At 45.6% G+C, this 13,216-nt stretch carries 9 protein-coding genes; all 9 read left to right on the top strand.

Features of this window, described 5'->3' with window-relative positions; genetic code table 11:
• The first annotated feature begins 31 nt into the window (after positions 1–31).
• The 9 genes from BLS69_RS13080 (at position 32) to BLS69_RS13040 (ending at position 13,215) form a co-directional block, all read left to right on the top strand.
• Positions 32–730, top strand: a complete 699-nt coding sequence (locus BLS69_RS13080; RefSeq protein ID WP_091032095.1) for a hypothetical protein — start codon at positions 32–34, stop codon at positions 728–730.
• Between the two features lie 299 nt (positions 731–1,029).
• Positions 1,030–2,784: a sensor histidine kinase gene (locus BLS69_RS13075; protein ID WP_091032092.1), complete on the top strand. Its 1,755-nt coding sequence runs from the start codon at positions 1,030–1,032 to the stop codon at positions 2,782–2,784.
• Positions 2,785–2,857: 73 nt separating this feature from the next.
• On the top strand, positions 2,858–4,486 hold the full coding sequence (locus BLS69_RS13070) for a response regulator (RefSeq protein ID WP_091032090.1): 1,629 nt from the start codon (positions 2,858–2,860) through the stop codon (positions 4,484–4,486).
• 123 nt (positions 4,487–4,609) lie between these two features.
• The gene (locus BLS69_RS13065; protein WP_091032087.1) at positions 4,610–6,301 is read left to right on the top strand and encodes a type 2 periplasmic-binding domain-containing protein; all 1,692 of its coding nucleotides are present in this window, start codon (positions 4,610–4,612) and stop codon (positions 6,299–6,301) included.
• A gap of 188 nt (positions 6,302–6,489) precedes the next feature.
• Complete coding sequence (locus BLS69_RS13060) at positions 6,490–7,380, top strand: ABC transporter permease (RefSeq protein ID WP_074094500.1); 891 nt, start codon at positions 6,490–6,492, stop codon at positions 7,378–7,380.
• Positions 7,381–7,409: 29 nt separating this feature from the next.
• Positions 7,410–8,288 (top strand): carbohydrate ABC transporter permease, encoded by an 879-nt coding sequence (locus tag BLS69_RS13055; RefSeq protein WP_091032085.1) that lies wholly within the window; start codon positions 7,410–7,412, stop codon positions 8,286–8,288.
• Between the two features lie 32 nt (positions 8,289–8,320).
• Complete coding sequence (locus BLS69_RS13050) at positions 8,321–9,406, top strand: glycoside hydrolase family 53 protein (protein ID WP_091032082.1); 1,086 nt, start codon at positions 8,321–8,323, stop codon at positions 9,404–9,406.
• Between the two features lie 87 nt (positions 9,407–9,493).
• The gene (locus BLS69_RS13045) at positions 9,494–11,566 is read left to right on the top strand and encodes a beta-galactosidase (protein ID WP_091032079.1); all 2,073 of its coding nucleotides are present in this window, start codon (positions 9,494–9,496) and stop codon (positions 11,564–11,566) included.
• Between the two features lie 209 nt (positions 11,567–11,775).
• The gene (locus BLS69_RS13040) at positions 11,776–13,215 is read left to right on the top strand and encodes an NAD-dependent malic enzyme (RefSeq protein WP_091032075.1); all 1,440 of its coding nucleotides are present in this window, start codon (positions 11,776–11,778) and stop codon (positions 13,213–13,215) included.
• Position 13,216: the final 1 nt, after the last annotated feature.

Raw genomic sequence — 13,216 nt, 5'->3', positions numbered from 1 at the left:
ATAATAAGGTGGTTGATTAGGGGGTGTTCGTGTGTCGAGAACCAGACTTGTGTTCTCAGGGGCTTTATTGCTATTTGCTATCATCTTTACATTTAACCATCATCTTGGTTTTTCTGTTGGGGATACCATGCTGTCAGCAATAGGTATATCACCGTATACTACGTCTTATTTAAGTGGTGTACATATCACACTTTTCCTTGGATTGGGGATCTTCGCTTGCGGCTTTTACCTTACACGCAAAGAAATCGGGAAATCATCCCCCGGTCTTGCAAAAGGGTTATGGATCGTAGTTATCGCTATCATTCTCAGTTACTCGTACATGACGGATAAATTCATGTATGTTGCCAAGTGGGGAGCTACAGGCATTAATGCGGTATCCTATGTACAGAATGCAAGCTCTTGTACCTTTAACGTGCTGAAAACGGGTGAGACCCGAGCAACCTGTGACCTGACACTCAAAAATTACGGCAGAGATTCCGTATCCGCCGTGTTATTGCCTGATCTCGCACGCAGTTATAAGTTTAAGGACGATCCACTATTGGAAGCTTTGCAGTCTGTCCAATTGAGGCCCGTACATGTTGAGATTGAACGTCATGGAACGTTTACAGGTAAGTTGGAGTTTTACGGGAAAGCGGAATCCCCTCTGTTCGTCAATGGAAAACTTATGGATATTGTGTTGGATGTAGGCGTGGATGGAGCGAATACGGTATTTGATTATGATATTCCATAGTTGATATTTTTATAGAAAAAAAGAATAATTACATAAACAGAAGTGGAATAAGGTTTGAGTTGAATAGAAAGATCAAAGATATATACTGAAATTAGATAGAGAGCTGGCTAATCGCTGGCTCTTTTTGTGCGTGGAAGTTGCATTTAGTGCAGAAATATTGGTTTTATCTCCTTTCCCCTTGAATTGGTAACGCTTACGCTAGATAATGAATCGGTTTGTCTCAAAAAAATAGTTTGTCTTTAGCGCTTACATCATTACAATTAATGTCACGACAAATTAAGACAAGGTGAGATGAAAAGATGTCATATCGGACAAATCTGTTTTCCAAAATGGTCATTCTTATTCTGATTATGCTGATTCCTGTAGTGCTTCTGTACTGGTACTCTAATCACAAAACAACAGCTGTTCTCAGAGATGAGTTGAATCGATCAAATAGTAATCAGCTTGAATTTTTCCAAAATCAAGTGAACACAAACATCGAACTGTTATCCTCATGGCCGAATCTGCTCATACATGATCCTGATATTGCCAGCTTCCGGCGAATCTATGCGGACAGTAACTACTTTGACCTGGATGCGATCAACCTGGTCAAACGTATTCAGAATAAGCTAAGTATTCAGGAAAGCTCATCCAATTGGGCCACAAAGTTATATCTGTACTCTCCTTCGCTGGGCAGGGTGGTTTCCGAAAGGGACGCACGTTCTTACGATAAACAAGCGCTAAGGCAGAATATCAGTTCCGGCTGGGATGTACGCAAAATTCAGGATGGGGACGATGATCGGTTCATGTTTAGCTGGATTACGGTATCTCCGTACGGCATTAAAGACCCGGCTAATAATGCGGAAACGATTATTAAACTGGAATTTGATAGTGATAACATTCGGGATATGCTCGACAAATTCAAAGACGATGGCAGGCATGATCCCTTCTATTTCCGAGAAGAATCGGGGGTCATCTATAACCGGACTTCAGATCGTTCACTAACGAATCAGTTGATGGAAGAACTGTCCGTTCATAAACTTCAGGACGTTGATAACCGTACAGTGGTGATCGGGGACGAGCCTTACATGGTTAACACGGTGAAATCCAGTACAACAGGCTGGTATTTGGTGGACTACATGCCCCTGTCAGATATTCTGAAGCCTATTCATCAATCCAATATGCTGTTCTATTCTTCCATGATTTGTTTGTTGTTAATGAGTTTTGGTGTGGCGTATTTGTTCTATGTTCAGGTACAGGTACCAGTGAAACAACTCATTCGCGGGTTCCAGCGGTTGAAGCAGGAAGATTATTCCGTGAGGATTAAACCAAAGGGCCGCAATGAATTCAGTTTCCTGTCCGAACGTTTCAACTTGATGGTGGAGCAGATCCAGCAGTTATTTGAACACGTTTACCTGGAACAGATTCATGTGCGTGAAGCCCGGTTGAAGCAGCTGCAATCGCAGATTAACCCGCACTTTTTCTATAATTGTTTCTCCTTTATTACGAGTATGGCGAAGCTGAAGCGTATGGACGCTGTTGTAGCGATGTCGCATAACCTATCGCGATATTATCGGTATACGACAAGACAGGAGCGGGACGTGGTACCGTTGACAGAAGAGATTGAATTTGTTAGCTGTTATCTGGAGATCCAACGGATGCGTATGGACCGCATTCATTACAAGATTGATCTGCCTGATGAGATGTTAAGACAGGAGGTACCGCCACTCATCGTGCAACCATTGGTGGAGAATGCAGTGATTCACGGTATCGAAGCGGACGCGGAAGCCGGAGAAATAAGAGTATCCGGGGAAAAACAGGGCGGTGTCATGGTTCTTGTGGTAGAAGATGATGGGCAAGGCATGACGCAGGAGGCACGTGAGGCGCTTCTGAGTAAGCTCAGGGGAACGATGGATCAGGAGATGGGCTGTGGCCTGTGGAATGTGAATCAGAGACTCCAGCTTCGATATGGGGAGCAGGCTGGGCTTGATATAACGGAATCGGAACTTGGCGGATTACGCGTTACGCTGTCATGGCCTGCCGAGCAGGAGTTTCTTCTGGAGAATGAAGGATAAGCACTTGGAATGTGTAGCGCATGATGCACGATGGAATCCATTTGCAGAATGAACGAAATAGGGAGTGAATCACTTGATTGATATATTGCTGGTAGATGATGAGACATACGTAACAGAAAGTCTGGAACTTACGATCCCCTGGGGAGAGCTTGGAGTAACGACCGTGCTACGTGCCGCATCCGGTAAGGAAGCGTTGGAGATTATGGAGGAAAATGCAGTAGATATCGTAGTGACCGATATTCGCATGCCTGGCATGTCCGGACTGGATCTCATTGCAGAGGTAAGCAAGCGCTGGTCTCATATTCGCTGTATTTTACTAACGGGTCACAGTGATTTTGATTATGCTAAAAAAGCCATTCAATTACAGGCAGCGGATTATATCCTGAAACCCGTAAACGATGATGAGTTTATGGGATCGGTGTCGGCAGCCATCACGTCTCTTCGCGATGAGTGGGATGAATTTGATAAATATCACCGGCTTTTATACAGTCGGAAGTCTGACTATAAAATTTTACGAGAAAATCTTATGCATGATCTGCTGCTGGGGCGTGAGATCACGGCGCGGGCACTTCGGGAACAACTGCAACAATATGAGATTCATATTGATCCGGAACAATCGGCTGTGATGATGCTGATTCGGCTTACAGGACGCTTCTCATCAATGGACCAGCAATCTCTGGATCTGATGGATTTTGCGGTAGGTAATATTGCAGAGGAAGTACTCGGAGAGCAATTTAACGTGTGGTTTGGTCGCGGACCCCATGAGTGTCTGGTTATGTTCTTGCAGAATCAAGATCAGATCGAAGCTTCGCAGATGGACTTGGAGACGTTGAGAATCTCAGCTGAAACTTTCCGTGAGCATGTCATTCGATATTTACAGGGAGACCTGTCCATGGTAGTTACACCGTCATTTCCCTTTAATGAGTTAACAGCAGCTTATCGGAAAAGTCTGGGTTCGCTTGTCCTTTCAGGACCGGAAGAACACAAGATTATATATATGGACATGGATCAGGCACTCAGCAAAAGACCGGAGAATGATGCAACGCAGGCGCTCGAAGAGCTGTACAAACCGCCTGTACTTCCTCAATTGCTTGAGACCAAGCAATGGGAAGCGGCAGCGCTTAAGCTGAACGCGGTCTTTGACGCGGCAGAACAGGTTCGATTGTCCAGAGAACACGTGTATGAGATGTATCTGTCGGTAACCAATGCATTTATGTATATCGCCCATAAACAGGGGCATCTGGTGCATGAGATTGATCATGCGGGATTCGATCTGCTCCTTGCCCATCAGTTGATTCAATCCCCCGAGAAGCTGCGGCGCTGGGCAACCGAGATGCTGGCGAAGCTTCAGGAAGAGTTGTCCGATCAGGAAGGTGTGCAGAGCCGCAGACATGTGATCAAGCAGGTTCAGGAGTTGGTTACAAGAGATACAGGACAGGATCTGTCAGTGAAGATGATTGCGGACAAGGTATATTTACACCCCGTATATCTATCGAAAATTTACAAGGCAGAGACAGGGGAAGGTCTTGGGGACTACATGATTCGTATGCGCATGGAGCGTGCTCTGTATCTGCTTAAGAATAGCAATAAAAAAATATACGAGATTACGAGTGAACTTGGCTATCAAAATCCGCAATATTTCAGCAAAATGTTCAAAAAACATTATGGTATGACACCAAATGAATTTCGGGATCAGGCATAATTACAACAACATTCCAGAATATAGGTTGGCAAAGGTGCAGAAATCTTGATTTCGTATCATAGGCTCAAAGGCCTGGTCAGCCTATAATGAAAGGGTAACCAAAACGATTTAAGGGGGAACAACATGAGAGCGCAATCAACGAAAAAGAGATTCTTGACGCTTCTCGCTACAACGCTGAGTCTAACTGTCGTTCTTGCAGGATGTTCAGGAGGCAGTGGGGGCGGAGATAGTGCAACACCAAGTACATCTGGAACCCAAAACGAATACAAAGAAAAGTATGATCCGGAAGTAACCATTACAACAGCATGGGGAATTGACCCTGAGCTGAAGTTTAAAAATGGCGAATCCATGGAAAATAACGTGGCAACCAAGTGGGCCAAGGAAAAATTCGGGATTAATGTCAGCGCGCTCTGGTCAGTAACAGACACAAACAGTGCGTTTGCAACTAAACTTCGTCTGGCTATGTCCTCTGGACAGGAAATGCCAGATATCGTGACGATTGGTAGTGCGGACAATCTCGTTGCTCAAGACTTGATCGACTCTGGCATGTACGAAGAGGTCGGTCCACTGTTCGACAAATATGCTTCAGACACATGGAAAAAAGCGATGGAGCAAGATCCTAACGTCTGGAACCAATATAGTCGTGATGGCAAAAGAATGGGTATCCCTGTTCTGGACTACGCATACAACAATGATTACTTGCTCTGGATTCGCCAAGATTGGCTGGACAAGTTGAATCTGAAAGCACCAAAAACAATCGATGAGCTGGAAACCGTTATGGAAGCATTCAAAAACAATAACCCTGACGGCTTGGCTCCTGAAAAAGTCACTCCGCTCAGCGTTGGTTTCAAAACATCCATGAACACATGGATGGGAGATGTATCCTGGATCTTTGGTGCATATGGCACCTTACCTCAACAATGGAATCTGGCAACTGATGGCAAGCTCGAGTATGGCTCCATTAATCCAGGCATGAAGCAAGGTCTGACCAAATTGAGCGAATGGCTCAAAAAAGGATATATCCCGCAGGAAGCAGCTCTATGGGATGAGAACAAAACAGCAGAGCCAGCAGTTGCAGGAACTGCCGGCATTATTCCAGGACCTTACTGGATGAGTGGGTGGCCACTTCTCGATACAGTGAAAAATGTACCGAGTGCGGTATGGAAACCGATTGAAATTCCTACCGGTCCTGAAGGAAAAGCGATGCGTCACGGAACACAGTTTGTTAATGGTGTTACGTTGATCAAAAAAGATATGGCACATCCAGAAGCATTCTTTACGTATCAGAACTACCTGTTTGACAATTATGCAGACCCAGCACCAGGTAGCCCTTATGATAACGGTCTGTTTGCAGGTTATGACTACCAATTGGATGCAAATGGAAAACAAATGCCGATTGACCAGATTGAAGGCGGATACGTGAACGTTGTACGTTATTTGCTTGTTCGCGACGGTGCTCGTATTCCAGATGCCCAGATGAAAGCACTTCTGAACTTAGCGGATGGCAAAGAGCCTGAAACGAAACTTGAGAAAGATGTTGCTGTCAATTACGGTAAAGAAACTCCAGCAGCAGCGAAAGTGTTACTGAGCCAAGAAGAAATTTCTTTCAAAAACATGTTCACAGGTCCAACAACACAGACGATGAAATCCAAGTTGGACTATCTGAACAAAATCGAGAATCAGGCATTTAACGAAATTATCTATGGCAAAAATCCGGCGGATGCGTTTGATACCTTTGTACAAACGTGGAAATCGGGTGGCGGTGACCAAATCACGCAAGAGGTTAACGAATGGTATGACAGTGTGAAAAAATAGTTACAAGCAGCGCTCAGACGACTAACGTCTGGGCGTTTTTTTGTTTATTCAAGCTGAGGCAAAGTGGTTGAATTTGTGCCATTTATATTGCTTTTATGTGCTGTTTGGACCCCGTAAAAGGTTGATATAATCGCATTATAAGCCACTCAGGGAGTACTTGAGTAGGAAGAAATACAGGGGGAGCAATCATGAGAACTTTGAAACGCACTTGGCCATTCCACGTTATGCTGTTGCCAGCCATTATCTTTCTGATTATCTTCAGTTATGTGCCTATGGGCGGGATCATTATGGCATTCCAGAACTACAAGCCATGGCTTGGGATTAGCGGTTCTGAATGGGTTGGACTGGACAACTTTAGATATCTGTTTGAACGTGAAGACAGCTTACAGGTCATCTGGAACACATTGATTATTGCTGTACTTAAACTGATTTTTAATTTATTTGTTCCATTTGTTTTTGCCATTCTTTTGAATGAGGTTCGCAAGATGGCTATACAGCGAACGATTCAAACACTTGTCTATTTACCTCACTTCTTGTCCTGGGTCATTCTGGGCGGAATTTTGATAGATCTGTTGTCAACAGGCGGCTTGGTTAACCGGGTTCTGGGAACCTTCGGACTTGGGCCATATTTCTTCCTGGGAGACAACAGTTGGTTCCGATCAACGGTCATTCTGACAGATGTGTGGAAAGAATTTGGCTATAACATGATTGTCTTTCTGGCTGCCCTTGCCGGAATTAATCCAGCATTGTACGAAGCAGCGGAAATTGACGGAGCAGGACGCTGGAAACAGACACTGCACATTACAATCCCTTCGCTTGTGCCGATGCTGATGGTTGTAGGAACACTGGCACTTGGTAACGTACTGAATGCCGGATTTGACCAGATATTCAACTTGTATAACCCGCTCGTATATCAAACGGGTGACATCATTGATACATTCGTATATCGTTCCGCAATGCAGAATGGTGAGATGGGCTTTGCAACCGCGATCGGATTATTCAAATCGGTCATTAGTATGATCTTGATTCTTGTATCGTACAGCTTAGCCAAAAAATACGCTGGATATCGCATATTCTAAACGAATGAACAGAGAAAGAAGGGACCACGATGTATCATAAATCATTGCCTTATCGCGTGTTTAATATAGTCAACACCTGCTTTCTGATTTTGATCGCCATTATGTGTATCATACCGATGGTTCATGTCCTGGCTGTATCCTTTAGTACGAAGGCAGCTGCCGACGCCAATCTGGTCAATCTCTGGCCCGTAGGATTTTCACTTGAGGCTTACAAAAAAACGATGAACAATCCAATTTTCTTGAACTCGCTCTGGATCTCACTTCTACGTACAGTAATTGGTACAGCTATTACCTTGCTAATTACGTTCCTGGCGGCGTATCCGTTGTCCAAAGAAAATAGTGAATTCAAAGGCAGAACAATCTACTCCTGGATTTTTGTATTCAGTATGATTTTCAACGGGGGACTGGTGCCATTCTACATGGTTATCCAGAAGATCGGGTTGATGGATTCCTTCTGGGTACTGGTACTCCCTGGGGCAGTTAACACATTCCTTGTCATTCTGATGCTGAACTTCTTCCGCGGTATTCCAAAAGAGCTGGAGGAAGCGGCACTGATGGATGGAGCTAACCATTTCAGAACATTGTTCAGTATCTTCCTTCCCATTTCGATGCCGTCCATTGCAACAATTGCATTGTTCAGTATGGTGTTCCACTGGAATTCCTGGTTTGACGGATTGCTCTACATGAATAACGCCAAGGATTACCCACTTGCTACATTTATGCAAACGGTCATTATTGGACGTGATATGAGTAGCATGAGCATGAATCCAAAAGAAATGGAAGCTCTCTCTCAAACGACGGTAAGGGCAGCTCAGATCTTCATCGGAAGTGCACCAATCTTGATTGTGTATCCTTTCCTGCAACGTTTCTTTGTCAAAGGTATGACGTTGGGCTCAGTTAAAGGCTGAGCCTGTACCCCAAATTAATGGAGGTTGATACAGTGAGCAACTTGACGGAAAAGACATTCATTCTGGGAATGGATGTGTCCTTTATGGATGAAATCGAACAGCATGGCGGGAGTTATACTGATGTGGATGGCAAGGAACAAGACTTGCTGTCCATCCTGAAGATTAATGACGCTAACGCGATACGACTTCGAATCTGGAATGATCCTGTTGGTGGATTCTGCAATCTGGAGCGAACGGTGGAGGTAGCCAAACGGATCAAGGAACAGGGATTGAAATTTTTGCTTGATTTCCATTATTCTGATCGCTGGGCTGATCCAGCCAATCAATGGAAGCCGAAAGCATGGGAGAATCTGTCCTATGAAGAGCTTCAACGTGCGGTATGCATGTATACGGCTGACGTTCTGAGAACGTTGAAGGAACACGATGCGCTTCCGGACATGGTGCAGGTGGGCAACGAGATTACACCAGGCATGTTATGGAATGAGGGACGTGTTGGTGGAGAAGAGCATGATACGGATGAACAGTGGGAGCGTTTTGCAGGCCTTGTGAAGTACGGAATTGCTGCGGTCAAATCCGTTGACGCGGATATTCAGATTATGATACATATTGATCGTGGTGGAGATAACGCCGAGAGCCGCAAGTTTTACGATCGCTTTGAAGCACTGGGTGTGGAGTTCGATATCATTGGTCTCTCGTATTATCCTTGGTGGCATGGCACACTTGATGCGTTACGTGATAATCTTCATGATCTGGCTGAGCGTTATGGCAAACCTATCAATGTAGTTGAAACCGCTTATCCATGGACGCTGGAACAGCCGGAAGGCATTGAATGGATTTTGAATCAGGAAGATATGTTGTTACCAGGATACCCTGCAAGTGTAGAGGGACAGACCAAATATCTGAAGGATCTATTGCAGATTATCCGCGAAGTTCCTGGTGGTTTGGGGCACGGATTCTATTATTGGGAACCTGCCTGGATACCAAGTAAAGAAGAATGGTCCGTCGGTCATCCGAATAACTGGGGCAACCTCACCATGTTTGATTTTAAAGGTCGCAAGTTGGAATCGTTTACAGCACTCACTACTGCAGAAGAATCAGATGTCGTGACATATGTGTAATCTAGCGTAATACGTATCTTCTGTGAAGTCGTTGTTATCGTATATAAACTAAATACAGTAATTAATTAATGCAAGGGAGTTGTCCTTATGACATACAAATTTCCACCTGTAAGTTCCAAAGCCCCGCACATGTTGCATGGCGCAGACTATAACCCGGAGCAATGGCTCCGCTATCCTGAAGTTCTGGAAGAAGATATTCGCTTGATGAAGCTTGCCAAGTGTAACGTGATGTCCATCGGTATCTTCTCGTGGGTATCCCTTGAGCCGGAAGAGGGCGTATATACGTTTGAATGGCTGGATCAGGTTTTGGATCGTTTTGCAGCAAACGGCATCTATGCATTCCTCGCTACACCAAGTGGTGCCAGACCTGCCTGGATGTCCGCGAAGTACCCGGAAGTGCTCCGTGTATCCGAGAAGCGTGTCCGCAATCTGCATGGTTTCCGTCACAACCATTGTTATACTTCCCCGGTATACCGTGAGAAGGTTACTGCGATCAACACAAAACTGGCAGAACGTTATTCGGATCATCCGGCTGTAATCGGCTGGCATATCTCAAACGAGTTCGGCGGAGATTGTCATTGTGATTATTGTCAGGAAGCATTCCGTGGTTGGGTTCAGAAGAAGTATCAAACACTCGATGAACTGAATCATTCCTGGTGGACGACATTCTGGAGCCATACGGTTACAGACTGGAGTCAAGTGGAATCTCCGGCTCCACACGGTGAGACGCAGGTACACGCGATGAATCTGGACTGGCGCCGTTTCGTTACGGATCAGACAGCTGATTTTATCGTGCATGAAACAAAACCGTTGAAAGCTCAGAATCCTGATCTGCCAGTCACAACGAACCTGATGGAATTCTATGGCGGTCTGAACTATTGGAAGTTCGCTGATATTCTGGATTTCCTCTCTTGGGACAGTTATCCGACTTGGCATGATGCAGATGACGACGCGAAACAGGCATCCCGTATCGCCATGATGCATGATATCGTTCGTTCCATCAAAGGCGGTCAGCCGTTCTTGCTGATGGAGAGTACTCCAAGTTCAACGAATTGGCAAGATGTCAGCAAGCTGAAAAAACCGGGCATGCATCTGCTCTCTTCTCTCCAGGCTGTGGCACACGGTTCCGATAGTGTTCAGTACTTCCAGTGGAGAAAAAGCCGGGGGTCCAGTGAGAAACTTCATGGTGCGGTGGTAGACCACGTAGGAACGGAACACACTCGAGTGTTCCAAGATGTCACCGACGTAGGAACGGCTCTTGAAGGCATGGAAGCTATTGTAGGAACAGCGGTTCCGGCAGAAGTTGCGATCATATTTGATTGGGAAAACCGCTGGGCCGTTAATGATTCCCAGGGTCCACGCAATATCGGTGTGAAGTATGAGCAGACCGTGGAAGAGCATTACGAAGCGTTTTGGAAAAAGGGAGTCGCTGTAGACGTTATTGATATGGATGCAGATCTGTCCAAGTACAAGCTGCTGATTGCTCCAATGCTCTATCTGGTACGTGAAGGTGTCGGGGAACGCATTGAGAAGTTTGTAGAACAAGGTGGTACGTTTGTAGCAACTTACTGGTCTGGTATTGTTAACGAAAACGATCTGTGTTTCCTGGGTGGATTCCCAGGCCCGCTTCGTAAGACACTTGGCATCTGGTCCGAGGAAATTGACGGATTGCATGATCGTGATCTGAACGGAATCATTCCGGAGAAGGGCAATGAGCTTCAGCTTAATACAGCGTATGATGCAATTGAACTGTGTGATCTGATTCATCTGGAAGGCGCGAAGTCTCTGGCTACGTACCGTTCTGACTTTTATGCCGGACGTCCGGCATTGACGGTCAACCAATTGGGTTCAGGAAAAGCATATTACGTAGCGACACGTCTGAAAGCACCATTCTATGATGATTTCTATGCGAAACTAATCGCTGACCTGAACATTGAGCGTGGACTTGAAACTGAGCTGCCTGCCGGAACAACGGCACATACACGTACAGATGGTACTGCAGATTATGTGTTTGTACAGAACTACACACCAGATGAGAAGCTGGTTGAATTAGATGGACAGTCCTATACCGATCTGCTCAGTGGTGATGCTGTGGAAGCAAGTCTCAGCTTGAAGCCATATGACATTTGTGTTCTGCGCAGACCGGCTGCCCGGAAATAATATAGATTTTATATGTTATTAAATAAATGAAATTAGTATTAAGAAGAGATGCCCTGAACGCCTGCATTGGTGTTCAGGGCACCTTTTTTATTTTATGCATTTGGCTGTTGAACGACTTTTTCTGGACAAGATAAAGGATAAACGTGTCCGCGCAGCGAAGACAAACACGTAACATGTAACTCAAGACTTTCAGTCTGGGAGGAATGGAAATGAATCAAAGAAATCTGGATGGTAACAGCATTATTATTCGACTGGAAATGACAACTAAGGATATCAAGTTTGGCGAAGTGGCTTCGGCCATCTCGGAAGCTGGGGGAGACATCATTGCCATCGACGTGATTTCCACCAATCAGGATGTAAGCGTGCGCGACTTGACGGTCGCCGTTACAGATGCGCAAGATAACAGTAAAATTATAGAAGGGGTGCGCCAGCTCAAAGGTGTGTCCATTATTAACGTATCGGATCGGACGTTCCTGCTTCATCTGGGCGGTAAGATCGAAGTAACACCAAAGACCCCGATTCAAAACCGGGAAGATCTGTCACGTGTGTACACACCGGATGTGGCTCGTGTATGTTCAGCCATTTCAGAAGAACCCGGCAAAGCCTTCTCATTGACAATTAAACGGAATACAGTGGCCGTCATATCTGATGGCAGTGCGGTGCTTGGACTTGGTAATATTGGTCCTCGTGCAGCGATGCCTGTGATGGAAGGTAAAGCGATGTTATTCAAACAGTTTGCAGGTGTGGATGCCTTCCCAATCTGCCTGGACACACAGGATACGGAGGAAATCATACGTACTGTGAAAGCGATATCACCTGGTTTTGGCGGCATTAATCTGGAGGATATCTCGTCACCGCGTTGTTTCGAAATTGAACGTCGTCTGAATGAGGAATTGGATATTCCTGTATTTCATGATGACCAGCATGGCACAGCGGTTGTGTTATATGCCGGTCTGATCAATGCGCTCAAACTGGTGGGCAAGTCCATTGATGATGTGAAGATTGTGGTCTGTGGTATCGGTGCAGCAGGTGTAGCATGCAGCAACATATTATTGTCCGCGGGAGCCAGCCGGCTTATAGGTGTCGATCGTGAGGGTGCGATTGTACGGACACAAACCTATGAGAATGAAGTCTGGAGTGATTATGCAGCTCGTACTAATCCCGAACTGGAGACTGGCTCGCTGCGTGATGTCATTCGTGGAGCCGATGTGTTCATTGGCCTGTCCCGCGGGAATCTGTTAACTCGCGAAGATGTGCAGACCATGGCAGAAGATCCAATCGTGTTTGCAATGGCAAACCCGGTACCAGAGATTATGCCTGCATTGGTGGAAGACATTGTGGCGGTAATGGCAACAGGCCGATCCGATTATCCGAATCAGATCAACAACGTGTTATGTTTCCCGGGTATCTTCAGGGCAGTTTTGGATTGCCGTGCTACTGAAATTAATGAAGAAATGAAGCTGGCAGCCGCTCAAGCGATTGCTTCGGCCATTACGGATGAAGAGCGTACACGTTATTACATTATTCCGAGTGTGTTCAATGATAAAGTGGTCAAATCGATGCGCAGTCGCGTGATTGAAGCAGCTATTAAGACGGGTGTAGCTCGGCGTATTCCGCGTGAACAGGCCCGTGAAGGCGGGGAATCGTAAG

The sequence above is a fragment of the Paenibacillus sp. CF095 genome (assembly GCF_900101225.1).
Taxonomy (GTDB): domain Bacteria; phylum Bacillota; class Bacilli; order Paenibacillales; family Paenibacillaceae; genus Paenibacillus.
Note: the sequence above shows the minus strand (reverse complement) of the source record. Positions and strands in the feature narration are given on the sequence as shown.

What these genes read in the sequence shown, in the direction of transcription:
- BLS69_RS13065 (WP_091032087.1), top strand. Translation starts at nt 4,610, where the DNA reads ATGAGAGCGCAATCAACGAAAAAGAGATTCTTGACGCTTCTCGCTACA.
- BLS69_RS13045 (WP_091032079.1), top strand. Translation starts at nt 9,494, where the DNA reads ATGACATACAAATTTCCACCTGTAAGTTCCAAAGCCCCGCACATGTTG.
- BLS69_RS13040 (WP_091032075.1), top strand. Translation starts at nt 11,776, where the DNA reads ATGAATCAAAGAAATCTGGATGGTAACAGCATTATTATTCGACTGGAA.
- BLS69_RS13055 (WP_091032085.1), top strand. Translation starts at nt 7,410, where the DNA reads ATGTATCATAAATCATTGCCTTATCGCGTGTTTAATATAGTCAACACC.
- BLS69_RS13075 (WP_091032092.1), top strand. Translation starts at nt 1,030, where the DNA reads ATGTCATATCGGACAAATCTGTTTTCCAAAATGGTCATTCTTATTCTG.
- BLS69_RS13060 (WP_074094500.1), top strand. Translation starts at nt 6,490, where the DNA reads ATGAGAACTTTGAAACGCACTTGGCCATTCCACGTTATGCTGTTGCCA.